The 23,799-nt window shown below is 36.2% G+C and carries 27 protein-coding genes; 18 read left to right on the forward strand and 9 right to left on the reverse strand.

The genetic code is table 11. The features are described 5' to 3' along the window. Nucleotides 1-77: 77 nt before the first annotated feature. Nucleotides 78-1,355 carry a glutamate-1-semialdehyde 2,1-aminomutase gene (gene hemL, locus ACZBKJ_RS08890; protein ID WP_463200700.1) on the reverse strand — a complete coding sequence of 426 codons (1,278 nt, stop codon included), beginning with the start codon at nt 1,353-1,355 and terminating at the stop codon, nt 78-80. Nucleotides 1,356-1,757: 402 nt separating this feature from the next. On the opposite strand from hemL, the gene ACZBKJ_RS08895 reads away from it, so the two are divergent. The 7 genes from ACZBKJ_RS08895 to ACZBKJ_RS08925 all read left to right on the forward strand — a co-directional run bounded on the left by ACZBKJ_RS08895 (nt 1,758) and on the right by ACZBKJ_RS08925 (nt 7,143). After that, nucleotides 1,758-2,120 (forward strand): roadblock/LC7 domain-containing protein, encoded by a 363-nt coding sequence (locus ACZBKJ_RS08895; protein WP_463200701.1) that lies wholly within the window; start codon nt 1,758-1,760, stop codon nt 2,118-2,120. Between the two features lie 85 nt (nt 2,121-2,205). Next, a complete protein-coding gene (locus ACZBKJ_RS08900; RefSeq protein WP_463200703.1) occupies nt 2,206-2,688 on the forward strand; it encodes a PAS domain-containing protein in 483 nt (160 codons plus the stop codon). 3 nt (nt 2,689-2,691) lie between these two features. Then, entirely contained in the window at nt 2,692-3,438 is a 747-nt protein-coding gene (locus ACZBKJ_RS08905) for a PhnD/SsuA/transferrin family substrate-binding protein (protein WP_463200704.1), read from the forward strand. A gap of 320 nt (nt 3,439-3,758) precedes the next feature. Continuing rightward, the gene (locus tag ACZBKJ_RS08910; RefSeq protein ID WP_463200705.1) at nt 3,759-4,355 is read left to right on the forward strand and encodes a hypothetical protein; all 597 of its coding nucleotides are present in this window, start codon (nt 3,759-3,761) and stop codon (nt 4,353-4,355) included. A 144-nt stretch (nt 4,356-4,499) separates the two neighbouring features. Then, a complete protein-coding gene (locus tag ACZBKJ_RS08915) occupies nt 4,500-5,753 on the forward strand; it encodes a hypothetical protein (protein WP_463200706.1) in 1,254 nt (417 codons plus the stop codon). Nucleotides 5,754-5,895: 142 nt separating this feature from the next. Next, nucleotides 5,896-6,441, forward strand: coding sequence for a GTP-binding protein (locus ACZBKJ_RS08920; RefSeq protein ID WP_463200707.1), 546 nt, complete (start codon nt 5,896-5,898; stop codon nt 6,439-6,441). 84 nt (nt 6,442-6,525) lie between these two features. Beyond that, nucleotides 6,526-7,143: a hypothetical protein gene (locus ACZBKJ_RS08925; protein ID WP_463200708.1), complete on the forward strand. Its 618-nt coding sequence runs from the start codon at nt 6,526-6,528 to the stop codon at nt 7,141-7,143. 105 nt (nt 7,144-7,248) lie between these two features. Here ACZBKJ_RS08925 and ACZBKJ_RS08930 read toward each other — a convergent pair whose 3' ends face one another. The 3 genes from ACZBKJ_RS08930 to ahpC form a co-directional block, all read right to left on the reverse strand. After that, complete coding sequence (locus tag ACZBKJ_RS08930; RefSeq protein WP_463200709.1) at nt 7,249-7,581, reverse strand: DUF4258 domain-containing protein; 333 nt, start codon at nt 7,579-7,581, stop codon at nt 7,249-7,251. 115 nt (nt 7,582-7,696) lie between these two features. Then, complete coding sequence (locus ACZBKJ_RS08935; protein WP_463200710.1) at nt 7,697-8,293, reverse strand: hypothetical protein; 597 nt, start codon at nt 8,291-8,293, stop codon at nt 7,697-7,699. Nucleotides 8,294-8,396: 103 nt separating this feature from the next. After that, complete coding sequence (ahpC, locus tag ACZBKJ_RS08940; RefSeq protein WP_463200711.1) at nt 8,397-8,963, reverse strand: alkyl hydroperoxide reductase subunit C; 567 nt, start codon at nt 8,961-8,963, stop codon at nt 8,397-8,399. A 166-nt stretch (nt 8,964-9,129) separates the two neighbouring features. Here ahpC and ACZBKJ_RS08945 point away from each other — a divergent pair, with 166 nt between their 5' ends. Continuing rightward, entirely contained in the window at nt 9,130-10,026 is an 897-nt protein-coding gene (locus tag ACZBKJ_RS08945; protein ID WP_463200712.1) for a hydrogen peroxide-inducible genes activator, read from the forward strand. A 221-nt stretch (nt 10,027-10,247) separates the two neighbouring features. On the opposite strand, the gene tmk is transcribed toward ACZBKJ_RS08945, so the two are convergent. Genes tmk through ACZBKJ_RS08965 form a run of 4 tightly spaced genes read right to left on the reverse strand, consistent with a single transcriptional unit; the run spans nt 10,248 to nt 14,560 of the window. Beyond that, nucleotides 10,248-10,880, reverse strand: a complete 633-nt coding sequence (tmk, locus tag ACZBKJ_RS08950; protein WP_463200713.1) for a dTMP kinase — start codon at nt 10,878-10,880, stop codon at nt 10,248-10,250. A gap of 10 nt (nt 10,881-10,890) precedes the next feature. Further along, nucleotides 10,891-11,973: an endolytic transglycosylase MltG gene (gene mltG / locus ACZBKJ_RS08955; protein ID WP_463200714.1), complete on the reverse strand. Its 1,083-nt coding sequence runs from the start codon at nt 11,971-11,973 to the stop codon at nt 10,891-10,893. A gap of 30 nt (nt 11,974-12,003) precedes the next feature. Then, nucleotides 12,004-13,110 carry a WG repeat-containing protein gene (locus tag ACZBKJ_RS08960; RefSeq protein WP_463200715.1) on the reverse strand — a complete coding sequence of 369 codons (1,107 nt, stop codon included), beginning with the start codon at nt 13,108-13,110 and terminating at the stop codon, nt 12,004-12,006. A gap of 31 nt (nt 13,111-13,141) precedes the next feature. Further along, nucleotides 13,142-14,560, reverse strand: coding sequence for a phosphohexomutase domain-containing protein (locus tag ACZBKJ_RS08965; protein WP_463200716.1), 1,419 nt, complete (start codon nt 14,558-14,560; stop codon nt 13,142-13,144). A gap of 264 nt (nt 14,561-14,824) precedes the next feature. On the opposite strand from ACZBKJ_RS08965, the gene cysK reads away from it, so the two are divergent. The 10 genes from cysK to yjgA all read left to right on the forward strand — a co-directional run bounded on the left by cysK (nt 14,825) and on the right by yjgA (nt 22,818). Further along, nucleotides 14,825-15,754: a cysteine synthase A gene (cysK, locus tag ACZBKJ_RS08970; RefSeq protein WP_463200717.1), complete on the forward strand. Its 930-nt coding sequence runs from the start codon at nt 14,825-14,827 to the stop codon at nt 15,752-15,754. An 87-nt stretch (nt 15,755-15,841) separates the two neighbouring features. Then, nucleotides 15,842-16,687: a nucleoside triphosphate pyrophosphohydrolase gene (gene mazG / locus ACZBKJ_RS08975; RefSeq protein ID WP_463200718.1), complete on the forward strand. Its 846-nt coding sequence runs from the start codon at nt 15,842-15,844 to the stop codon at nt 16,685-16,687. Beyond that, nucleotides 16,668-17,003, forward strand: a complete 336-nt coding sequence (locus tag ACZBKJ_RS08980; protein ID WP_463200719.1) for a ComEA family DNA-binding protein — start codon at nt 16,668-16,670, stop codon at nt 17,001-17,003. Before mazG ends, ACZBKJ_RS08980 begins: the two co-directional genes overlap by 20 nt. Nucleotides 17,004-17,059: 56 nt before the next feature. Then, a complete protein-coding gene (gene pcnB, locus ACZBKJ_RS08985) occupies nt 17,060-18,706 on the forward strand; it encodes a polynucleotide adenylyltransferase PcnB (protein ID WP_463200720.1) in 1,647 nt (548 codons plus the stop codon). Further along, nucleotides 18,706-19,197 carry a 2-amino-4-hydroxy-6-hydroxymethyldihydropteridine diphosphokinase gene (gene folK / locus ACZBKJ_RS08990; RefSeq protein WP_463200721.1) on the forward strand — a complete coding sequence of 164 codons (492 nt, stop codon included), beginning with the start codon at nt 18,706-18,708 and terminating at the stop codon, nt 19,195-19,197. Before pcnB ends, folK begins: the two co-directional genes overlap by 1 nt. Before the next feature lie 10 nt (nt 19,198-19,207). Continuing rightward, nucleotides 19,208-19,696 carry a hypothetical protein gene (locus tag ACZBKJ_RS08995; RefSeq protein WP_463200722.1) on the forward strand — a complete coding sequence of 163 codons (489 nt, stop codon included), beginning with the start codon at nt 19,208-19,210 and terminating at the stop codon, nt 19,694-19,696. A 34-nt stretch (nt 19,697-19,730) separates the two neighbouring features. Then, nucleotides 19,731-20,558: a 3-methyl-2-oxobutanoate hydroxymethyltransferase gene (gene panB, locus ACZBKJ_RS09000; protein ID WP_463200723.1), complete on the forward strand. Its 828-nt coding sequence runs from the start codon at nt 19,731-19,733 to the stop codon at nt 20,556-20,558. A 23-nt stretch (nt 20,559-20,581) separates the two neighbouring features. Next, a complete protein-coding gene (gene panC, locus ACZBKJ_RS09005) occupies nt 20,582-21,430 on the forward strand; it encodes a pantoate--beta-alanine ligase (protein ID WP_463200724.1) in 849 nt (282 codons plus the stop codon). After that, nucleotides 21,423-22,295 (forward strand): RNase adapter RapZ, encoded by an 873-nt coding sequence (gene rapZ, locus ACZBKJ_RS09010; RefSeq protein ID WP_463200725.1) that lies wholly within the window; start codon nt 21,423-21,425, stop codon nt 22,293-22,295. The genes panC and rapZ overlap by 8 nt, the downstream gene beginning before the upstream one ends. A gap of 16 nt (nt 22,296-22,311) precedes the next feature. Beyond that, a complete protein-coding gene (gene yjgA / locus ACZBKJ_RS09015) occupies nt 22,312-22,818 on the forward strand; it encodes a ribosome biogenesis factor YjgA (RefSeq protein ID WP_463200726.1) in 507 nt (168 codons plus the stop codon). 97 nt (nt 22,819-22,915) lie between these two features. Here the strand turns inward: yjgA and ompR are convergent, their stop codons facing one another. Next, nucleotides 22,916-23,644 carry an osmolarity response regulator transcription factor OmpR gene (ompR, locus tag ACZBKJ_RS09020; protein WP_463200727.1) on the reverse strand — a complete coding sequence of 243 codons (729 nt, stop codon included), beginning with the start codon at nt 23,642-23,644 and terminating at the stop codon, nt 22,916-22,918. Nucleotides 23,645-23,799 lie beyond the last annotated feature (155 nt).

Genomic DNA, 23,799 nt, shown 5'->3' on the forward strand with positions numbered 1-23,799 from the left:
ACCTTTATTTTGTGTTGTCTTTATATAATTGCCAATTTATCAAAATCAAGTAAATTTGTCATAAAGACAGATGTTTATCAAAGCGACCCAAACACCTTATCTGCCGCTAAAAGCGTTTCATCAATATCATCATCACTGTGAGCAATTGACATAAATGCTGCTTCAAAGGCAGATGGCGCTAGATAAATACCTTGTTCTAACATGCCATGAAAAAATTTGGCGTATTTTTGGCTGTTAGATAAACTTACTTCAGTAAAGTTTTTTGGAGCAGTTTTAGCAAAATGCAGTCCAAACATGCCGCCAACATGACAGGTTGCAAAATCCACACCATGTTTATTTGCCAAATTTTGTAATCCTGTTGTTAATTTGGTGGTTTTTTGTGTTAATTTTTCATAAAAATCAGATTTGATAAGCTCTTCAAACATGACTTTGCCAGCTCGCATTGCCAAAGGGTTTCCAGATAATGTGCCTGCCTGATATACGCCACCTAAAGGGGCAATGTGTTCCATAATTTCACGTTTGCCACCAAACGCCCCAACAGGAAGACCTGCGCCAATGATTTTACCAAAGGTTGTTAAGTCGGGCGTGATGTTAAAATGCGCTTGAGCCCCCTTTAAACCCACGCGAAAACCTGTCATTACTTCATCAAAAATCAGCACTGTTTTGTATTCATCACAAAGGGTGCGCAAAGTTTGATGAAATTCTTGGCTTGGAATGACCATGTTCATATTGCCAGCGATGGGTTCAACAATAACACAGGCAAGCTCTTCACCAAACTTTGCAAAACAGGTTTTTAATGCGTCGATATCATTATAGGGTAAAGTTATGGTGTGCTTGGCAAAATCGGCAGGTACGCCTTTTGATGTTGGTTCGCCAATGTCAAGCATACCAGAACCTGCCTTAACCAAAAGACTGTCTGAATGACCGTGATAACAGCCCTCAAACTTAACTATTTTATCACGTCCTGTATAACCACGAGCTAAGCGAATGGCGCTCATGGTTGCCTCAGTACCAGAGCTTACCATGCGAATCAAATCAATGCTAGGCACAATCTCACAAATTAAGTCTGCCATTGTGGTTTCAAAGGATGTTGGTGCCCCAAAGGACAAACCATCATCAGCCGCTTTTTTGACCGCGTCAATAACTTTGTCGTGAGCGTGCCCCAAAATCATTGGACCCCATGACCCCACATAATCAATATATGCTCGACCGTTTGTATCGTACATTTTTGAGTCTTTGGCACGGCTGATAAAAATAGGCGTTCCGCCAACACCTGCAAAAGCACGTACGGGGGAATTGACACCGCCAGGAATATGGCGTTTGGCACTGGTAAATAATTCTTCGTTGGTGGTCATGGTGGTTGTCTTTTTATGTTGTGATGAATTGGCTATTTTAGCATTTTTTACCAATCATTGCTTGGCTTGTTTATTATTCTATTTTTGGCAAATTGGTTTCTAAGATTTAACATGATGCGTTTACAAAAATCTACAGTACCGTTCCGGCATCATCATGATTTTATGTTATTATTTTTTCTTGTAGCACTTATCCTAACAAATAAGCAGTTTGTCTTAAAAATCTTAAATGGATTTATTTTCTTATAAATTTGGCATAAATCTTGCTCATGATTTTTTAGACTGATTGTAAGATGTTCTGCCCACCAAAAACAACTCAATCAATTCTGTTAGGCAAAGTCCTATATTTGACTAACTTGCTTATTGTTTAATAAGTTTTTACAACACTAATCATAAGGTGAATTTATGCGTACCGATATGTTCCAACAAATCTTGGAAGATTTAAATAGCTCATCAGCAGACGTAGAAGCGTCAGCCCTGATTTCTACAGATGGTTTGATGATTGCATCAGCCTTGCCATCAGGGATTGACGAAGACCGTGTGGGTGCGATGAGTGCCGCTCTACTTTCTTTGGGTGACCGCGCCGGTAGCGAACTTGGTCGTGGTAGCACAGACCGCGTTTTGGTTCAAGGCGAAAAAGGCTACGTTATTATGACTTCAGCCGGTTCTGAGGCAGTATTGACAGTACTTGCCAAATCCAATGCTAAACTGGGTTTGATTTTCTTGGATATCAAACGTGCATCAGAAGCTCTATCAAAACTTCTTTAATTGATAATGCTCAAAAACACAAAGTTGGTCATTTAAGATTTTGTGTTTTTGACACATAAAATAGCAAAATATAGGAATGATTGTCATGACACAATTACCCGATATGCAAAGACCTGCTGGCGATTGCACAGAACACACACTAACTTTTTACGATGGCACTACTCGTACTGTTTATGATACTGGGGTTGAACACCCTTACCCAGATGGAAAATTGATTGTTTCAAGCACTGATTTAAATGGTATTTTAACACATGCTAATGATGCTTTTGTGGAAATTAGCGGTTATGAAAAAGATGAGCTAATTGGTATGCCGCATCATATCTTACGCCATCCTGACATGCCTGCTGAAGCGTTTAAAGATTTATGGGAAACCGTTAAAGCTGGCAAAAAATGGCATGGCTATGTAAAAAATCTATGTAAGGATGGCGGACACTATTGGGTGTATGCAACGGTTGTACCTAATGTACGTCGTGGTGAAGTAGTAGGCTATACTTCTGTACGTCGTAAACCATCGCGTACAAAAATTGAAGCTGCCAGTCAGCAATATGCCGCCCTAAAAGGAAACTAAATTATGTCTCATCGTTTTGTGATTGCCCCTGATTTTCCACCAAATCTTTTTAGTGGTTGGTATACTTTAAATACCTTGCTACAAAAACGCTCAAATTTGGCCGTGCATTTAGAAACTCCAGCATCGTCTTCTGAGCAGTCTTTGATGATTGCCAAAGGTGATATTGATTTGGTTTATGCCAATCCTTTTGATGCTGCTGAATTGATTCGTGAAAAAGGCTATAAAGCAATTGCTCGTCCTGTTGGCAAATCAGATGAAATGGTTATTGTATCTTCTGCTAAAGGCGATATTAAACAATTGTCTGACCTAAAGCCCGGTGCAAAAATTGCTATGGCTGATAACCGCGATGTAAAATTGATTGGTTTACGTTTGCTTGAAGCTGTCGATTTGACTGAAAACGACGTAACCTTTGAAATTACTGAAACCTATCAAGCCGCTGCTAAACAAGTTGCTCAAGGCAATGTTGATGCTGCATTTTTTATCGCTGAGATTTTCCATTCTTTGTCTAACTTAACTCGCATGCAATTAAATGTGTTAATCGAAAGTGATTTGGCGGATATCACCCATGTACTTTTGGTTAAAGATAGCTTTGGTGAGGCTGATGCAGTTCGTGATGTCTTATTAAACCTAAAAAATGATGCTGATGGTCAAGCAGTTTTGGCAGAACTTGGCATGCCTAATGGTTTTGAAGCGGTTAGTGAAGAAGAAGCTGAATTTATGATTGATTTGATGGATACATTATTAAGCTAATGGTTAGCGGTTAAAGGATTTATTAAAACGCCAAAAAAGTGCAAACTGGCAATCCGCCAACTGATAACTTATTGATTAGACTTGAATTTATCATGAATTCATTTTAAAATAGCCTGTTTAAATAAATAAAATGGCATATTTGGCATTGGGTAAGTTTGCCCAATGCTTTTTATGCACCCATAAAAACCTGTTTTATGTTAACACCTGTTTTTACTGCATTTTTTACACTGCATTTTTGCTGTATTTTATGAAACCGATTATTAACTTTTTTTAAAATAATATAAAAATATAAAAGAATGATTACTGTTTAAAGGTGGCATATGAGTGAATTACAAAGAACTTCGGCGGCTGTACGCGAACAATATCGCCGCATGTCTCGACGAATTATCATCGCCCCAAATTTAGCTGCCTATCACAAAGAACGCATTCGCACAGCCTTAAATTTTTTTGAAAATGAACCTTTACAAGGCGCTTTGGCGGATTATTTTTATGGTTGTTGGTATGATGTGCCTTTTTTGGGTAAAGAGATTTTAGATGAAGCCAAAGAACGCTTACCTGCGACAATTTATCAAGCCTTCTTAAACTGTGTGCACAAAAAATCTTATATCTGGTCAATCAGTCATTTGGCTACTCGTTGGAGTGTTTTGGTTACACCATCCATGGACGTACCAGCTCACAAACTGCGTACTAGCAGTGATAATGCTTGGTATGTTGCTGACAACATCATCATTACATTATTAAAAGCGCGTGATGACAAAAATCAAGCTCTAGGACAAATGGAAAATGACTTTTTGGAGCATTGCATTGCTTGTGCTGATCGTATGGCATTTATGATGGTTTGGTTTCGCTTAAATAAGGAAGATTGGGTATTTGATGATCGATGGATGGCCTGTCGCAATACTTTAGAAACCTTATAAATCAATAGAGATAGAGTTTTGCAATTTATGTATTGAATACATTGTTAAACTTGTTATTTTTAAAACTGTCGTCTTAAAAATTACTAATTTTGATGTGGTTGTCAACAAACCATCCATCAATTATCTAAACAAAGGAAATCCTTGATGAAATTACTGCTTGTGGGCTTTTCTGAACAAAACGCTAATCTTTTGAGTTTTTTAATTCAACAACATTTTAAAGATGTTAATTGTATTCATATTGACCGTGGTTTAACCAGTGATTTAAAGTTTGTTCTGCCAGAAATTCCCAATAAACATAAAGAGGCTCGAGGTTTTATCATTAATCTTGGTGGAGTGGGCATGCTGTCATATCAGCATCAACATAGCCAGATGATTATGGAGTATGTATCAGGTCGTCCAGCATTATTAACCACGCGTACAACCATCAATATTTGGGAAGAAGTATTGGGTATGCATGGCAATTTTCTTTATTTACAGTCGCCTTACACCAAGGATACCATCTTACCAGTTTTGCAAAACTTAATAGAAAAAGCCAAACATTTTGTTGTTATCCCAAAAAATGAAATTCAGATAGATAAGCCAGATACAATTATAGAAAAACCCATCATTACCCCCAAGGTTACCGAAGAAGATAAATCTGTACTCAGACAGCCACTATCACACAACGATTTGTTGGCACTGCCTAATAGCCCCGTGCAAAATGCATTACAACATATGCTAAAGGAACATTTTTCGTTGGTTTATACGCTACCCATGATTAAAGAATTTAGTAAACTGTTTTATCAAAATACGCCTTTTATTTTAAAAACCAGTCGTTACGATGTGTTGATTGACCCAAAAAACAATTTAGCGGTTAGTACCAATATCGCTCGAGTGTTGGATTATTTTACTGTTGCCAAAAGTCATCCAGAATTTGCAAATTCCATTACAATTGAAATATTAAACGTCAGTGAAAGTTTAAGCCAAGTAAGAAAGATGGAGCAGGCGGGTGCTAAAAAATACATCTTAAGCACATTACTATGGCAAATTTATGAAGCGATTTTGCCGGATGAAATTCAAACAATGGCACATAATTTGCAACTAAAGCTGAAATTTATGCCCAATTTTGCTGATATAGCAGGCACACCCAGTTATGTGCAGGCAGTCCTGGCGTCTTGTTTATCCACGCCAAAAACCATTAAAAATTTACATACTTTGTTTAGTGAAATTAAGCCTGAAACCATTCATCGTATTTTTTTATTGGCTAATCTTGCCAAAATTGCTGATGAAAGTGTGATTGGTACTATGGGCTTAGATGATGAGAAACCATCTGGACGCATGACCCAAAAAAATGCGGGTGTAAACAAGGCAGCCAAGGTTGGATTTTTTCAGCGTTTATTAAATAAATTAACAATGTAAGTTTTGGTAATCAATTCAGCATAAATAGGCATAATAATAAAAACAAACTAGATAGCTGCAATTGTTTTAAATAATTGAGCTGATTTGATTCATTTTGTACATTTTGTACGCCCCATTATATAACTCAATCGTTGGAGCATTTATGTCAGATTTAGAAATCGGTGCAGGCACCTACAAACTCATTATTGCAGGACCGGTAGGCGCAGGAAAAACCCAAGCAATCCGCTCATTATCAGATAAAGGCGTTGTAACCACCGAAGAAATCGCATCTGATGGTGTTGGTAAAATGAAAAAAACCACCACCGTTGCCATGGATTATGGGGTAATGATTTTAGATAGTGGCGAACAAGTCCGTTTATACGGTACTCCAGGACAGCGTCGCTTTGATTTTATGTGGGAAATCTTAAGTGAAAATGCTTTAGGTTTGGTGTTGTTATTGAACGCTGAAGAACAAGACCCTGTTGATGATTTGGCTTATTATTTGGAAAGTTTTCAACCTCTAATTAAAGGCAGTGCTTTGGTGGTTGGAGTAACACATGCCGAAAATGCCCCTTGGGATTTACATCAAAGATTATCGGACTTTTTAGTTCAAAAAGGGGTCGCTGCTAACGTTACTATGGTTGATGCTCGTGAACGTGAACAAATGCAAACTTTAGTTCGTTCGCTAGTTTATATGATTTCTGGTTAATTTTTACACTTTATTTATTGTTGTCTTGTAAACATTACGATAAAACCGTGAGCAGGGACGTTTTTAATTTTTGGGATTGGCTTCATGCATATACATTTTACCGATGACTCTTATATTATTTTAACACCTGCTGGCGTGTTTGAGGCATTTGCTCCAATCAAACCCAATGAGCAGCAAAAATCATTACAAGAAATTATTTCGGGTAAGGTTTGTATTCAAGTATCATCTTGGACAAATAAATATTATCGTGAATGGTTGGAAGATTTTGCGGGCAATGGTTGGATTGAATTTATGGATACACCATTATCTGCACCCAATCTGCCATTAGATAAATTTTTACCTTATGTAGTTGCTAGTTTATCTGGCTCAAGACGTGCCGCCATTGGCTCAAATGAAGGTTTTTGTTTGGCGCGTATTGGTTATACCCAAGAAGAAGCAGATACATTAAGTGTGGCAGCTGCGGATTTTTTTGATTTTTTAAATCGTCAACAGCAGCGCGGTTGGGTCATCAAAGAGCAGGCAATTTCTTTTTTTGGACAAATTGATTTATTAATGCCAAAAACTAGCTTTGTATTTTTGTGGATTGATGGTGGTGGTTATGTGCTTATTTTGGATGGCGAGCCACTGACCAATAATCGAGCATTTGTTGAGCTTATTTGGGCAATTAAAACATCTGGTTTGCGTTTTGAAGCGGGCGAATGATAAAAAGTTTCTAATCCAAATGAAAATATGGTAATGTCAGTTGATATTACCATATTTTTTAAAAGATAAAGTATTTCAAAAATAAAATCCAGTTACTTGATTTGATTAGCGATGATAATTTTTACGTCGTTTATGGCTGTTAAAATTATAACAAGTAAGCACAGCATTATTGTATTCCACGACAACCACCCCGCCTTTATCCAAAATTTGTTTTAAAATTTTTAAATCGTGCTGCAATGATGCTTGTTGGGATGGTGTTGCTTTTCGGCAGTTTTTTTGTAAATCATGAATGGTTTTTTGAGTGTTTTTTTGGTTTAAGACATAAGAATCGCAATTGATTTCACCATATTTTAATACAATTTGCGTATGTGCTTGCGTGATGCCCCGTTCGTGCATACGCTGTGTGGCGTGCATAGTATAGGTGGCAGAGGGTTTCATGATTACTCCTTAAATTACTGATTGTAACCCAGTATGAAACATCTTGCCAGTGATTTTAAAAATTTAATTATATTTTATAAAAAAATCTAATTTATCAATATGTTAATTATCGTATTTAAATATTACAGCGCTGTTTTTCTAGCTTGATTAGTTTTTCAAAGATAACCTGCATTTCTTTAGAATCTATTTTTTGTACATTGGTTTCTGCCTTTTTGGCAACGTCACTTTGCAAAAATTCATCAATTTTCTTTTCTTCTTCATCAGTTAAAGTAATGGGTTCGCCTGCGGGCTTGTTTTGTAATTTTAAAAGCTGCTGTTCGGTAATTTGAATGACCTTTTGACCTTCAGGTGTGCGATAAAAGTCATCAGCAATTTTTAAACCATCTTCCCCCATCGCTTTGGTCAGTGACAATCTGCCCTCTTGTAAGTAATTTTCTATATTGTTTTCATCTTCCAGGCATGATTTTTGACTATCGTTGATTTTTTGACTGCTATTAATCATGCCATTAACCGCAAATTTAATCCCTTTTACCCATAAAAATAGTGTGGGTGATTGTGATTTGATATCGTTATTGGAATTTTGATTTTCAGTGGTTGGCAAAACGGTTGAATGTTCTTGGGTTTTTTTAGATTGTATTTGTTTGGGTTTTTCACAAGCACTCAAAAAAGCGCTACAAATTCCAATAACTAATAAAGTTTTTAAAAGATTCATGATATTACCTTGGTAAAATAAAAAATATCATAATACAAAAAATTGTTTTGCAAAATAAAAACTGCCCCAAAAGAGCAGTTTTTGTCAGTGAAGTGGTAACGGTTTAGATTTTGCCAACCAAATCTAGACTTGGTTTTAGAGTTTCTTGACCAGCTTCCCAAGCAGCAGGGCAAACCTCACCATCATTTTCGCGTACGTATTGGGCAGCTTTTACTTTACGAATCATGTCTTTAGCAGAACGACCAATACCCAAATCGTGGATTTCAGCAACTTTAATCAAGCCGTCTGGGTCAACTAAGAAAGTACCACGAAGAGCAGCGTGCTGACCTTCAATCATGACATTAAAACCGCGAGTGATAGCACCTGTACCGTCGCCAAGCATTGGATATTGCACTTTACTGATGGCAGGTGAAGCATCATGCCATGCTTTGTGTACAAAATGAGTGTCTGTAGAAACAGCATAAACCTCAACGCCCAAGCCTTTTAGCTCTTCGTAATGGTCTGCCATATCTTCAAGTTCAGTTGGGCAAACAAATGTAAAATCATGTGGATAGAACATAAAAATTGCCCATTTGCCTTTTACATCTGCGCTAGTAATGGTTTTAAATTCACCATTAACAAAGGCTTCTGTGCTAAATTCTGGAATGTGTTGATTGATAATTGCAGTCATAATACACCTTTTATTTAAAAAGTTATCCAAGGAGAAAAACGCTAAAGCGTGTCACTATAATAACAAAAAACTACCAACAGCCAAGTTAAAACTTTTAAATGTACTGTTTTGTTTTATTAAACTTAGGTGTACAATAGAAAAGTTAAATTAAATGCGGAGAAATAAAATGATTACATTACGTCAGTTAGAGTTTGCTTTAGCGGTTGCCAAGCATAAGCATTTTAAACGTGCTGCTGAAGAATGTAGTATTTCCCAATCCGCTTTATCTTTGGGGATTGCTGAACTTGAAAAACAGCTGGATACCCAAATTTTTGAACGTAATAATAAGCAGGTATTAATCACACCAATTGGTGAGCAGCTACTACAAAGGGCTCAAACGATTTTTAGCGAAATTCAAGATTTGATTACGATGGCGCATAGCCATCAAACACCACTTGCGTATCCAATGACCATTGGCATTATTCCAACGATTGCTCCTTATTTGCTACCTAAAGTTTTACCTGCTTTGACTGATAAATATCCAACCTTTGAGATGACAGTAGTTGAGAAGCAAACCGAACGATTGCTCGATTTGGTGCGTTATGGGCATATTGACACGGCAATTATTGCTTTGCCTTATGTAGTGGAGGGCTTACATGTTTTTGAATTTTGGGCAGAAGATTTTTTTGCTGTATTTCCTAAAGGCAGTGATTTGGCGCGTTTAGACCATATTACAAGCAGTCAGCTGTCTAAGACTAATTTACTGCTTCTGGGTGAAGGACATTGTTTGACTGACCAAGTGTTATCCATTTGTTCTATGAGTAAAGAGCAAATTAAGTCTGGTTTTTCAGATGCCAGCTTAAATACCATTATTCAGATGGCATTGGCGGGTATGGGCACAACACTTGTGCCTGAGATTGCTATTGACCAAATCGCAGGCGATAATGTGATGGTTGTGCCATTAGCGGAAAAAGGACCACATCGCAAATTGGCTTTTGTAACGCGTCTTAATTATGCCAGAGTCAATGATGTAAAAATTTTAAGTGAAATTTTTAGTACTGTCTTGGCGGAAAATAATAACTAATATTAATTTTGAATTTATTTTATAAAATTAAGACTGATAATTGTATCAGTCTTTTTTTATCATGATTATTGAGTAACTATAATAATATTATCAATGCCTTATTATTTATAATAAATTCCTAAAGTTGTCAATCATATAATAGATTATTTATAAAATATTAAAAAAATGATGACTCAAAATAACAAATTTTAATTTAATAAAATAATATATTATTGTAAACATTAGTTTGACCCACTGCCAACTTTAAGCCGCTGCCAAATATCCTCAGTTATTTTTTCTGGAGTTCGATGGGCGTCAATGCGAATAATTCTTTTGTTGTCATTTTGATATTGCTGGCAAAATCCTTGATAGACTCGATGAAAAAACGCCTCATCATTTTGTTCCATTCTGTCAGCTTTACCGCGTTGTTTTGCGCGCATTAATCCGATTTTTGGGTCTAAATCCAACCAAAATGTCATATCTGGTAAGCGCGGAACAAAGTTTTGAATCAAAAAATCAATAATATTTAATTGTTTTTTATCACCATGATAACCGCCAAAACCTTGATAGGCAATCGTACTATCAATAAATCGGTCACAAATTACCCATGTGTTTTGAGCTAGAGCGGGTAAAATGACCTTATGTAAGTGGTCAGCACGAGCACTAAAGACTAGTAAAAGCTCACTATCAATGGTCATATCAGCTTTATTATCCAGTAAAATTTTGCGGCAACTTTCAGCAAACTCGCTACCGCCAGGTTCACGAGTGCGAATAAAAGAAATATTTTCTTGGCTTAGTTTTTCACACAAACGGTCAATCGCGGTAGTTTTTCCAACGCCTTCGGTACCTTCAAAGGTGATAAATTTTGCTGACATGGAGATTTCCTTATTGGGTGGAGTCAGATTTATTTTGAGCTTTAATTGCGCGATATTCGCCAACAGCTTGTTCGTGTTCAGCAAGTGTTTTGCTAAATTTATGCCCGCCTTTACCTGTTGCTACAAAATACAAATAATCCACATCGCTTGGATGTAAGGCGGCTTGGATTGCTTCGGCAGATGGTAGGGCAATTGGTGTCGGCGGCAAACCATCAATTTGATAGGTGTTGTAATCGGTGCGTTCTGCAATATTGCTTTTGTAAATTTTGCCATCATAACGGTCAAACAGTCCATAAATGATGGTTGGGTCAGTTTGTAGACGCATTTTTTTGGTGAAGCGATTGACAAATACTGCTGATACGTCGTTTCTTTCTGATTTGATGCCCGTTTCTTTTTCAATAATACTTGCCATAATCAACGCTTCATAAGGTGTTTGATAGGGCAAGTTTTCAGCACGATTTTGCCATGCTTGATTTAAAATATTTTTTTGAGTGTCATAAAGTCGCTGCAAAATCACTTTATCCGATGTGCCTTGTGCAAAAAAATAAGTATCAGGTGCAAAATAGCCTTCTAAATTACCATTAGGCGATTGAATGCCTAAAGACTCACTAACTGCTTTATTGTCTATAGCAACATCAGCCCATGTGTAGTTATCATTTTTTGGAGTTAGGATTTGCAGATTGATGCCATCGGTATTTTTAAGGGTATTGTATAAATCTTTGACTGTTTTTCCTTCTATGATTTGCACTTTTACCATAGCAACTTCAGCGCCTTTGCCTAAAATTTCAACTACTTCTTTTAAACTGGCGCCAGCAGGAATGCGGTAAACTCCTTGGTGTAATGAGCCTTTGGCGTGAAATTTAAGATATAGACGGGCGATAGGCTGTAAACTCAAAGGAGAATTTCGCCAAAGTTCTTTTCCTGCCAAAACTGAATAATAAGTATCGCCTTTATTAATAGTAAGAGTATGGGCATTTTTATCTGTTTTGGCAAAAGCAGTTTGATGCACCAAAGTAGCAAATAAAACCATTGCCATTACCAGTAATACAATCAGCCATTTTAGTACACTAAACTGTAATTTATTTTTCATCATAAAATATTTAAATATATTATCTTATTAAATTTAATCATTAAAGATTTCTATCATTGGTTCTGAAGTAATCTCTTGGCATGATTTATCTTTGGAATTTATTTTTAGATACGCTAAAGCATCGGATGTTTTTATTAATTGCGGTTTTTGGTTAAAATCAATAACAAATTTACCATGAATATCAATATAACCAATTTGTTCTTGACCGCCAATGGTTTGAATAATTTGGGCAACTCCGCAATTGTAAGAATCAATAAAAGTGTATTTTTCATCTAAGAGTTTTTTGCCGTTTTTATTATATAATCCATATTTACCATCTTTTTTGACAATAATTGGCAATTTTTCCTTATCATAATAAATATATTCATAAATAGGTGATAAAATTATTTTTCCATGAGTGTTGTACAGTCCAAAGTATTCATTATTGGATTTTTTATCATAAAAATTGACAGTAATAAAACTATTGATAATATTTTGATCTGGAATAATATTATCTTTGTAATTAAAAGATAAAATCGCTTTATTTTGTTTATTAATAAATTGATAACTTGTATTATTTTTTACCAAAGCTAAGTCATAATTTTTATTAAAATGGTAGGCATCTTGGTAGATAAAATTAATAACGGTTTTTCCATTTTTATCTAAATAGCCACATTGGTTATTTTTGCAAGCTGATGCCAAGCCATCAGAAAACGCATCTATTCGGCTGTAATTAAAATCCTGAACAATTTGATTATGTTGATTGACAATCCCCCATTTACCGTGTTTTTCAACAACAAACACCCCTGTATTTTCATGATAAGGTTGAATCTGGGTATATATGGGTGGAATCAAGATTTTGCCTTTATTATCAGCAACTCCCCATAAGTTATTTTTTTGTATATAAAAATAAGGGTAATTATCTTGAACGTCTATTTGTTCATATTGATTATCAATAATGATTTTGCCTTTGTTATCAATTGCCCCCAACAAATTTTTGGTGTTTTCAGTAATAAATAAGCCATGATGACTGCCACAATCTATACTGTCATATTTTTGTTTGATGGTTTGGCTAAAAGTATCAGATTCACAAATAGGTAAGACGTAAGCATGAGCTAATAAGGGGCATGTCAAAAAACCCAACATCATCAATTTTTTCATAACTAATCTCTAGATAATTATTTTGTAGAACTTATGCCATTATTGCTTGATGGCGAATTAAAAAACTGGTAATTTCATTTATTTTGTCTTGTAATAATAAATCATCACCACGAGTTTCAATATTTAAGCGAATCAAAGGTTCGGTATTTGATGAACGTAAATTAAATCGCCAATGACCAAAATCCAAACTTAAGCCATCTAGGGCGTCTTTGGTAAAATTTTGATTTTGATAATGTGCCTCTAATGCGGTTTTAAGATCATCAGCCTGAATACCAGCTAATTTAAAATTTAATTCTCCAGAGCTTGGGAATTCTTTAATATAATCATTGACAAGTTCTGATAAAGTTTTTTTGGTAACCGATAATAATTCAATAACCAAAAGCCAAACAATCATGCCGCTATCACAAAAGAAAAAATCCCTAAAATAGTGATGGGCAGACATTTCACCGCCATAAACTGCACCTGTTTTTCGCATGACGTCTTTGATAAACGAGTGCCCAGACTTGCTGATTTGTTTAATGCCGTGATTTTTATCAATGATATTTTGGGTGTTATAAATCACTCGAGGGTCATAGACGATTTGCTCATTGGGGTATTTTTTTAAAAATGATTCAGCAAGCAAACCCACAATATAAGAACCTTCAATGAATCGTCCGGTTTCATCAAATAAAAAACAGCGGTCAAAATCGCCATCAAAAGCTATGCCAATATCAGCTCGATGCTTGATAACAGCGTCGGATGTACTTTTTTGATTGGCAATAATCATTGGATTTGGAATGCCATTTGGAAATGAGCCATCGGGCGTATGATGAAGATTAATAAATTCAATAGGCGCATTGGCATCTTTGAAGCGTTTTTGTAGTTCATCAACAACCGGACCTGCCGAACCATTACCACTATTAATCACCAACGTTTTTGGCGTCAAATTATCCAAATTAATAAAACTCATCAGTTTATCAATGTAAGCTGTTTTGTCAGTATTTACAGTGACTTTGCCTTGCTGATGCTCAGTAAAATCACCACTTTGGGCAAGCTTTTGAATGTCGGCTAGTCCAGAATCGGCACTGATGGGTTTGGAGTTTTCACGTACTAATTTCATGCCATTATAATTGATTGGGTTATGACTTGCAGTCACTTCGATACCACCGATGGCATCATAATAACTGGTAGCAAAATAGACTTCCTCTGTACCAGTCATACCCAAATCAATCACATCAACACCAGCATCAATTATGCCATCAATAGCGGATAATTTGAGCTGCTGACTGCTTGGGCGAATATCGCAGCCAATTACAATGGCAGGATTGGTGTGGCTGGTTTGACTAAGTAAAATTTGGGCAAATGCGCGCCCAATACGGTAAGCAATGGTTTCATCAAGATTAACCCCAAGTTCGCCACGAATATCATAGGCTTTAAAACAATCAATGGTTATTGGGGAAAAGGTTTTCATATTAGGCTCTCTTGATGTTAAATAATGGCAAAAGTTTAGCAAATTTACAGAAACTTTACCAGATGATTAAGATGACAATTGTTATAAAATGATGATGACTTAATAGCAATTGGGTTAATTTTGTTCGAATATGTTATGCTAAAACAGAATAAAAACACCAAAATTTAGCATAGTTGTTTGGTGTGATAAAACTATAAAAAGCCTAAAAAATTTGTTATGCTAATTCAAACAGTAACAATTATCACTTGATAAAAGAGTAAAGATATGAATATTGCAAAAAACATTACTGATTTGATTGGTAATACGCCACTGGTTGAATTAAATCACTTAACAGATGGTGTCAAAGCTCGTGTGGTTGCTAAACTTGAATACTTTAACCCAGCCAGTTCAGTCAAAGACCGCATTGCTTTGGCGATGATTGATGATGCTCAAAAATCAGGAATAATCACTAAAGATACCGTCATTGTTGAAGCCACTTCAGGAAACATAGGTATTGGACTTGCGATGGTGTGTGCGGCTCGTGGTTATAAACTGGTGATTACCATGCCAGAAAGCATGAGTCTAGAACGTCGTGCTTTACTACGTGCTTATGGTGCAGAACTTGTTTTAACGCCAGCTTCTGAAGGTATGGGCGGAGCAATTGCCAAAGCTAATGAACTGGCAGAACAAGGTGGTTATTTTATGCCACGTCAATTTGATAATCTTGCCAACCCAGAAATCCACCGTCAAACCACCGCCCAAGAAATTTGGCGTGATACGGATGGTCATGTGGATATGGTGGTGGCAGGTATTGGCACAGGTGGCACAATTACTGGTATTGGAGAAGTATTAAAAGCTAAAAAATCAGACGTCAAAATGATTGCGGTAGAACCTGCAGACTCCCCTGTATTTAGTGGCGGCGAAAAAGGCGCACATAAACTGCAAGGATTAGCGCCAGGTTTTGTGCCAAGTATTTTAAATACCCAAATTTATGATGAAGTCATCACCGTAACCACCGAAAATGCTTTTGATACCGCCAAAGCGATGGCAAAACAAGAAGGAATTTTAGTAGGCATTAGTGCAGGTGCTGCGGTTTGGTCGGCTTTGGAAGTGGCAAAACGTCCTGAAAATGAAGGTAAATTGATTGTGGTGATTATTCCATCATCGGGCGAACGTTATTTATCTACCGCGTTGTTTGCTGATTTGGCTCAATAAGTAAATACAGCCAAAGAAAGACGAAATTCCCATAAAAAACCATTGTCATGATATAATTGGCAATGGTTTTTATTGCGATGAATGATTATGACAAACTGCCCAAAACCAACAAATGATTTTCAAGATTTATTGCAATTAATGGCAATTTTACGCGCCAAGTGCCCTTGGGATAAAAAACAAACTAATGACAGTTTGTTAAAGTATGCTGTTGAAGAGGTTTTTGAGCTTGTAGAGGCGGTCAAAAATGACGACAATACAGCATTTGCAACCAGTGAAATCAAAGGCGAGCTTGGCGATGTGTTGTTGCAGGTTATTTTTCATGCACATTTATACCAAGAGCAAGAACGATTTGATATTGGTGAAGTCATTTATGCGTTACAAGAAAAACTAATCCGCAGGCATCCACATGTTTTTGATGCAGAAAACCTCAAAACTGATGAAGATGTTAAAAAACGCTGGGATGAAATTAAAGCCTTTGAAAATCAACATAAACCTAAACGGTTATTGTCTGATGTAAAAGCAGGTACAGCACTAACTCAAGCACAAAATCTGCAAAAAAAGGCTAGCGAAGTCAATTTTGATTGGCAAAATTTAGAAGGTGTTTTGGTTAAATTGGATGAAGAAATCGCAGAATTAAAAGCAGTTTTACCTGATTCATCATTTTGCCATAAAACTGATAAACTAACCAATGAACAAAAACAAAAAATCAGTGATGAACTGGGTGATTGTTTGTTTGCTTTAGTTAATGTTGCAAGACATTTGAGTGTGGATGGTGAAATGGCATTGCAAGATACTATTGCCAAATTCCGCCGCCGTTTTGCTTATGTAGAAGAAAAAATTAACCAGTCTGGAAAAACTTTTGAGCAAAGCACACTTGAGCAAATGGATGTTTATTGGGAACAAGCTAAAAAATATGATAAAAATCACCCATAAGCTTTTGTATCTTTGGCTGATATTGTCGCCAGTATTAAGTTTTGCTCAAATATGTTATCCAGATGCTAAGTCAGCCTATCAAGCGATATTGGCTGCAGAAAATCAGCAAGCTTCAAACAATCAGAAAATCAATATCAATACTGCAACTGCAGGCGAGTTTGCCACATTAAAGGGCGTGGGCGCAAAAACTGCTCAAGCAATTGTGGATTATCGTCAAATGTTTGGTAATTTTTCATCTGTTGATGACCTAACAAAAGTTAAAGGCATCGGTGAGAAAACTTTGGAAAAAAATCGTCATAGACTTACGGTTTATTAGATTTTTTTTGGGATAACAGGTAAAATAAAAGTTTTATATATTATTTGAGAAATGTCATGGCAAAACGTAAGCCAGCAAAAGCAACAAAAATCTCTAAAAAACGCCATTCTGTACAAGCAAGCGTTTATGCTGCCAAAGATTTAGGACTGGACAAACGCATGCTACCTCACAGTATTATTGAAGTAGTTGCAACATTAAAACGTTCAGGATTCTACGCCTATATCGTTGGCGGTGGTGTGCGTGATGGTTTGCTGGGTTTGGCGCCAAAAGATTTTGATGCAGTAACCGATGCCCGCCCACATGAAATTAAAGCAATTTTTGGTGGTCGTTGCCGAATTATTGGTCGTCGTTTTCAGCTTGCCCATGTGTATTCAGGTAAGGATATGATTGAGGTGGCAACATTTAGAGCGCCACCAAAAGACGATACATTTACCACAGATGATGGTATGATTACTCGTGATAATGTCTGGGGTACGATTGAAGAAGATTTTGCACGGCGTGATTTTTCCATCAATGCTTTATATTATGACCCTATTGATGATGTGGTTCTGGATTTTTGTGGGGCAATTGACGATATTCGCCAAAAAAAACTAACCTTACTTGGCGATGCTAAAGTACGCATTGAAGAAGACCCTGTACGTCTTTTAAGAGCATTGCGATTCAAAGCAAAACTGGGGTTTGATTTTCATAAATCACTGGCGGTTCAATTTAATCAGGCAAACTGGAATTTATTAGAACAGGTATCCACTCACCGTTTGTATGATGAAACTCAAAAAATGTTTGGTGGCGGCTATTTAACCACGTTGTTACCTTTGTTGTTTAAATATGGAGCGATTCACCATATCATGGCTGCCCCGCCATCGGCACCAACTGCGCTTATGGGTGCAGCTGCTAACAATACGGATAAACGTGTCGCCAATAATCTGGGAGCAAATCCAGCATTTTTTTACGCGGTACTGCTTTGGGGAAATTACCTAACGGCATTGGTAGGTTTTAAGAAAAAAGGTTTGCCATTTTATGACGCTCAAAGTAAGGCGATTAGTAAAATCATGACTGCTCAGCGCCAAAAAACTGCCATTCCTAAATTTGCAGAGGAATTTATTGCAGGCATTTGGCTTTTGCAACCTAAATTGACCAATCCTCGCCAAAAAGACATTCATAATTTAGTTAATCATAATAAATTTCGTGCCGCTTTTGACTTTTTGCTAATGCGAGAATCGTACGATGATTGCGTTTTATCTGAACCAACAAATGGTATGGGGGTTTGGTGGCAAACTTATCAAGAAACCGATGGTAAAAATCCCCAAAAATCATTGCCAGTTGCACAAAAAACTGAAAATAGTAAAAAACAAATCACAGTAAGCACCAAGCAAGAAGAAGTTTTGTTGCCACAATTTGCTAAAATTACCTATACGGAAGCAGATTTTTTACGATTATTAAATTTAAGTGAAGAACCATTTATTCCTAGTCAACGATATAGAAGGCGTACACCATCATCTGAGCAGTCTGTTTTAGAGCAGCAAGAATTGGCAAAGGAAAAAATGGATAAAAATCATCCTAAAAAAGAAAAATCCGCCAAAAAGAAGCGTAAAAAATCTGCAGTAAAAAACGAGATAGCGAATAAGGATTTTAACAAGTCTAAAAAATCCAAAAGCAAGAAAGGGCGTAAAAAATCAAATGCCAAACCAAAGGCAAAAGAATAATGACTGATATTTATTTGGGACTTGGTGGAAACATCACCAATGAATTGGGTACGCCAAAAGAACATATTTTGATGGCATATGATTGCATTAAAAATTCAACGTTTTTTGACCAAGCAAAGTTGTCTGCTTTATATCAGTCAACACCTTTTGGAGTAACTGACCAGCCTGATTTTATTAATGCTGTTTTATTTGCCAAAACAACATTATCACCGCTGGAGTTGTTGTACTTTTGTCAGGATTTGGAACAAACTGCAGGACGGGTTCGGCTTCGCCATTGGGGTGAACGCAGTTTAGATGTGGATGTTTTACTTTATGGCAATCAAAACATACATCATGAGCGTTTAATTGTGCCTCATCTTGGGCTTTTTGAACGAAATTTTGTATTGATTCCTTTGCTAACTTTAACACCAGATTTGATTGTTGATGGTCAAAAATTATCCGAATTACCCGCTGCCCAAGATAATGCAGGTTTGACACTTTTAGAGTTTTGATGGAATGATTATGCAGACAGCACATTTATTACAAAAACCTTTTATCACAGTTGATGTGGTTTTTAATGACCATATTGATGTTGATGATATTATAAACGGCAAAACAACGCACCCAATCAATCAGCCACATTACACCTTTAAAGCCGAATTAGACAGCGGGCTAGCTGTTGGCGATTATGTGGTGGTTCATGCTCAACAAACGCTTAAGATTGTACAAATTATTGCTGTGCACGATACGCCAAAAATTGACTCTAATGCCAGTTTTGAATATAAATGGGTAATTGAACGCATAGATTTTCAAGCATTTTGTCAGCGGCGTCTTGAAGAGCAGCAAATTAACAAGCTTTTGGCTGAGTTAGAGCGCATTGAGGCAGAAAACCATTTGCAAAAACGTCTAGAGGCGGCATCTCAGCAGGATGAGAATTTTGCTACTTTATTAAAAAATTTTTTGCAGCAAAGCATCAAACAGACAGAAGAACATTGTCTGTTGGATAAATAATACACAATAAATAATATTAAAACTAAGGTAATCAATGAGTTATTCTTCAGAACCTAAAAAACCAATTACTTTATCCACCTTATTAAAATACAAAGCTCAAAACGAAAAATTTTCTTGCCTAACCTGTTATGATGCAAGTTTTGCTCACTTGATGCAAAAAGCAGATATTGATGTCATTTTGGTTGGCGATAGTTTGGGTATGGTAGTTCAAGGTCATGCTTCTACGTTGCCTGTTACCGTAGAAGATATGGCGTATCACACTGCTAATATTGCTCGTTCAAACAGTCATGCGTTGATTATGTGTGATTTGCCTTTTATGAGTTATGCAACATCTAATGATGCGATTTTAAGCACTCAAAAAGTCATGCAAGCAGGAGCGAACATGATAAAAATTGAAGGCGGTCGCAATCTTGCCAGTACTGTTGAAACACTGGCAAATCATGGTGTTCCAAGCTGTGTGCATTTGGGATTAACTCCGCAGTCAGTTAATATTTTTGGTGGTTATAAAGTACAAGGCAAAAATCAAGAAGCCGCAGATAAATTATTAGAAGATTGTCGTATCTTGACTGATTCAGGAGCAGCAATGATTTTATTAGAATGTGTTCCTTTTGATTTGGCAAAAACGGTCACTCAAACCTTTAATGTGCCTGTGATTGGTATTGGTGCAGGCGTGGAGACCGATGGGCAGGTTTTAGTGATGCACGATATGCTTGGAGTCTATACTCGTAAGCCTGCTAAATTTGTTAAAAATTTCCTAACTGACGCAAGCAATCAAACTTCAGATATTCTGGGCGCATTTTCGGCTTATCATCAAGCGGTTAAAACCGCTAGCTTCCCAGCTCATGGACATACTTTTTATTAAAATTGATACAGTCTACTAAATTTATGCGTATTTTTCATACAATCAACGAACTTCAAAGCGTTTTAAACAATCATCGTCAGCAAACAATCGCTTTGGTGCCAACGATGGGTAATTTGCACGATGGACATGTATCTTTGGTAAATATCGCCAAAAATCATGCTGATATTGTGGTAGTCAGTATTTTTGTTAATCCAACTCAATTTGGGGTTGGTGAGGATTTTGATAGTTATCCTAGAACATTAGACCAAGATTTGCAAAAATTAATCCAGGTCAATTGTGATTACATTTTTGCACCCAATATTGATGAAATTTACCCTGTTTATCCGCCCAATATTCAAGTATTAAGTGGAGATATTACTAAGATATTGTGTGGAAAAACCCGTCCAACCCATTTTGATGGAGTGGGGCTGGTTGTGAGTAAATTGTTTAATATCGTTAAACCCGATGTAGCTGTTTTTGGTAAAAAAGATTATCAACAGTTAGCAATTATCAAACAATTAAATCAAGAATTAAACTTTGGTATTCAAATTGTTGATGGGGAGATTGTTCGTGCAGATGATGGTTTGGCATTATCATCTAGAAATGGTTATTTAACAGATGAACAAAGAAAAATTGCTCCAATATTAAACCAATCATTAAATGCGCTTTCCCAAGAAATAATCAATGGATTTTCATTGGATAATTTATCTGATTTAACTGACAAATACAAAGAAAAAATAAATCAAAGTGGATTTGTTGTTGATTATTTGGAAATATTAACTGATAAATTAAAAACACCAAATGATAATGATAAAAAACTAGTTATTTTAGTTGCAGCCTATCTGGGTAAAACTCGGCTTTTAGATAATCAAGAGGTTGTTATTAGTGAATAAAGAAGTTTCAATTATTATTGTATCGGGTCGTTCAGGTTCTGGAAAAACAGCTGCACTAAATATTTTGGAAGATTTTGGTTATTATGTTATTGATAATTTACCTTTATCTTTGATTAATAATGCTGTTGATGAATTGATTGGTGATAATATTAAAAAAGTTGCTTTGGGTGTTGATGTTCGAACTGCAAAAGCTGACCTTTCAACATTTCCAAATGTTTATAATGATTTGACAAATAAATATCAACAATCAGTCAAGATATTATACGTTACCGCACAATTAGGTATTTTGGTTTCTCGTTTTGCTGCAACCAGACGTGTTCACCCTTTGATGTCTATGGTAAATGATTTGTCTGACGCTTTGACTAAAGAAATTGAGCTGTTAAAACCCATTTCTAGTTATGCTGATATTAAAATAGATACCAGTAATTTAAATATTCATGAATTAAAAGAAAAAATCCGCCAGCATTTGGGTGTAAAAAATCAAATCACTTTGAACATCTTATCATTTGGTTTTAAATATGGCTCACCCATCGATGCAGATTTTATTTTTGATATGCGAATATTGCCAAATCCCCATTGGCAAGAGAATTTACGTATCAAAACAGGATTGGATAATGAGGTTAGAAGGTTTTTTGCTAATTATCCAGAAGTAGATGAGATGGCAGAAGATATTTCAGCATTTTTAATCAAATGGTTGCCACATTTTTTAAATAATAATCGTTACAGTGTTACTGTAGCGATTGGTTGTACAGGCGGCAAACATCGTTCAGTCTATATCACGCAAAAAATAGCTCAATTATTAGAAAATAAGTTGCCAGAAAGTATGCTTATTGCTGTCAATCACAGAGAGCAAAAACATTGGTAAATAAATAAGGTCAAAGATGAATATTGATTGGTCAAAAATAGATATGCGAGTATCACGCACGGAAATTAAAAAATCATACGATAGACTACAGGCATTATCTGAACCGCTGGCAAATTTAAATAAAAAACAATTAGAAAACCTACCAGTGAGCGATTTTTTTTTGGATGAACTTAAACATTTATCACAGATAAAAACAGCGGCTGCAAAAAACCGTCAAATTAAACGTGTTGGCAAACTGATTCTTGAGGAAAATCGTCATGAGTTAATTGATGCATTGTTTGAACTACTGTTTGATGTCAATCAACGAGCAAAAATTGAAACTTGGATAACGAGGCTAAATTTATCAGATGACAATACGTTAAAATTATTTATAAAACAATATAAAGCCAGTGAATACAATAGTTTATATCAATTATTATTATGGATTGAATACGCAAAACATCTGCAAGATAATGAACTACTCCAAGAAAGTCTGTTGGATTTTAAAAGCTATGTTAAAGAAGTGGCAATTTTATCTCGATAGTTTTAGTAATCACTAAAAGATGGTAATCTTTAAAATAACAAAGATGACAACAAGCACCAAACCCTGTTTACACAGGGTTTATTGTATTGAAATTTAATTAATCAGCAGCGCCATCGGGTACAAAACAGTAACCAACCCCCCAAACGGTTTGTATATAACGAGCTTGGGAGGGATTATCTTCAATAAGTCTGCGAAGTCGGGATACTTGCACATCAATGGAACGCTCCATTGCCCCCCACTCACGACCACGCGCTAGATTCATTAGTTTATCACGCGTCAAAGGCTCTCTTGGATGCTGGACCAGTGCTTTTAAAACAGAAAATTCACCTGTTGTTAAGGTAACAACATTGCCATCTCGTTTTAAAGTTCTGGTGGATAAATCTAAGGTCCAAGAGCCAAACTCTACCACTTCCATTTGTTGTGTTGGTGCACCTGGCAATTCGCGATTTTGACGACGCAGTACAGCTTTGATGCGCACTAATAGTTCTTTGGGATTAAAGGGTTTGGGTAGATAGTCATCAGCACCCGCTTCAAATCCAGCGATTCGGTCAGCATCCGAACCTTTGGCAGTCAGCATAATAATAGGAATTTCTGAATTACTGGCGCGCAGTCTTTTGCAAATAGCAATACCATCTTCATCAGGCAGCATTAAATCCAACACAATCAGTGAAAACATTTCACGTTGCATCAGCTTATCCATTTGCTTACCATCATGAGCCACGCGCACAACAAATCCATCTTCTTCCAAAAAACGCTGTAATAAAGTACGCAAACGGACATCATCATCAACGACTAAAATGCGCTCATTTAAATTTTCATCAGCCATCATGTACTCCCATTAATTGAAATTTTATAATGATAACCATTGTACTACAGTTACCATCTATAAACTACTTTTATGTCAATAAATAGGGATTAAATCTTACTAGATAACTAATTGATTGTTATTATTTTTTTTATTTTTGATAAAAAAAATTAAAA

Source organism: Moraxella sp. I5G, from assembly GCF_055193055.1.

Excerpts from the sequence above, each read along its gene's own strand:
- hemL (WP_463200700.1), bottom strand. The coding sequence starts at position 1,355 with ATGACCACCAACGAAGAATTATTTACCAGTGCCAAACGCCATATTCCT.
- ACZBKJ_RS08895 (WP_463200701.1), top strand. The coding sequence starts at position 1,758 with ATGCGTACCGATATGTTCCAACAAATCTTGGAAGATTTAAATAGCTCA.
- ACZBKJ_RS08900 (WP_463200703.1), top strand. The coding sequence starts at position 2,206 with ATGACACAATTACCCGATATGCAAAGACCTGCTGGCGATTGCACAGAA.
- ACZBKJ_RS08905 (WP_463200704.1), top strand. The coding sequence starts at position 2,692 with ATGTCTCATCGTTTTGTGATTGCCCCTGATTTTCCACCAAATCTTTTT.
- ACZBKJ_RS08910 (WP_463200705.1), top strand. The coding sequence starts at position 3,759 with ATGAGTGAATTACAAAGAACTTCGGCGGCTGTACGCGAACAATATCGC.
- ACZBKJ_RS08915 (WP_463200706.1), top strand. The coding sequence starts at position 4,500 with ATGAAATTACTGCTTGTGGGCTTTTCTGAACAAAACGCTAATCTTTTG.
- ACZBKJ_RS08920 (WP_463200707.1), top strand. The coding sequence starts at position 5,896 with ATGTCAGATTTAGAAATCGGTGCAGGCACCTACAAACTCATTATTGCA.
- ACZBKJ_RS08925 (WP_463200708.1), top strand. The coding sequence starts at position 6,526 with ATGCATATACATTTTACCGATGACTCTTATATTATTTTAACACCTGCT.
- ACZBKJ_RS08930 (WP_463200709.1), bottom strand. The coding sequence starts at position 7,581 with ATGAAACCCTCTGCCACCTATACTATGCACGCCACACAGCGTATGCAC.
- ACZBKJ_RS08935 (WP_463200710.1), bottom strand. The coding sequence starts at position 8,293 with ATGAATCTTTTAAAAACTTTATTAGTTATTGGAATTTGTAGCGCTTTT.
- ahpC (WP_463200711.1), bottom strand. The coding sequence starts at position 8,963 with ATGACTGCAATTATCAATCAACACATTCCAGAATTTAGCACAGAAGCC.
- ACZBKJ_RS08945 (WP_463200712.1), top strand. The coding sequence starts at position 9,130 with ATGATTACATTACGTCAGTTAGAGTTTGCTTTAGCGGTTGCCAAGCAT.
- tmk (WP_463200713.1), bottom strand. The coding sequence starts at position 10,880 with ATGTCAGCAAAATTTATCACCTTTGAAGGTACCGAAGGCGTTGGAAAA.
- mltG (WP_463200714.1), bottom strand. The coding sequence starts at position 11,973 with ATGATGAAAAATAAATTACAGTTTAGTGTACTAAAATGGCTGATTGTA.
- ACZBKJ_RS08960 (WP_463200715.1), bottom strand. The coding sequence starts at position 13,110 with ATGAAAAAATTGATGATGTTGGGTTTTTTGACATGCCCCTTATTAGCT.
- ACZBKJ_RS08965 (WP_463200716.1), bottom strand. The coding sequence starts at position 14,560 with ATGAAAACCTTTTCCCCAATAACCATTGATTGTTTTAAAGCCTATGAT.
- cysK (WP_463200717.1), top strand. The coding sequence starts at position 14,825 with ATGAATATTGCAAAAAACATTACTGATTTGATTGGTAATACGCCACTG.
- mazG (WP_463200718.1), top strand. The coding sequence starts at position 15,842 with ATGACAAACTGCCCAAAACCAACAAATGATTTTCAAGATTTATTGCAA.
- ACZBKJ_RS08980 (WP_463200719.1), top strand. The coding sequence starts at position 16,668 with ATGATAAAAATCACCCATAAGCTTTTGTATCTTTGGCTGATATTGTCG.
- pcnB (WP_463200720.1), top strand. The coding sequence starts at position 17,060 with ATGGCAAAACGTAAGCCAGCAAAAGCAACAAAAATCTCTAAAAAACGC.
- folK (WP_463200721.1), top strand. The coding sequence starts at position 18,706 with ATGACTGATATTTATTTGGGACTTGGTGGAAACATCACCAATGAATTG.
- ACZBKJ_RS08995 (WP_463200722.1), top strand. The coding sequence starts at position 19,208 with ATGCAGACAGCACATTTATTACAAAAACCTTTTATCACAGTTGATGTG.
- panB (WP_463200723.1), top strand. The coding sequence starts at position 19,731 with ATGAGTTATTCTTCAGAACCTAAAAAACCAATTACTTTATCCACCTTA.
- panC (WP_463200724.1), top strand. The coding sequence starts at position 20,582 with ATGCGTATTTTTCATACAATCAACGAACTTCAAAGCGTTTTAAACAAT.
- yjgA (WP_463200726.1), top strand. The coding sequence starts at position 22,312 with ATGAATATTGATTGGTCAAAAATAGATATGCGAGTATCACGCACGGAA.
- ompR (WP_463200727.1), bottom strand. The coding sequence starts at position 23,644 with ATGGCTGATGAAAATTTAAATGAGCGCATTTTAGTCGTTGATGATGAT.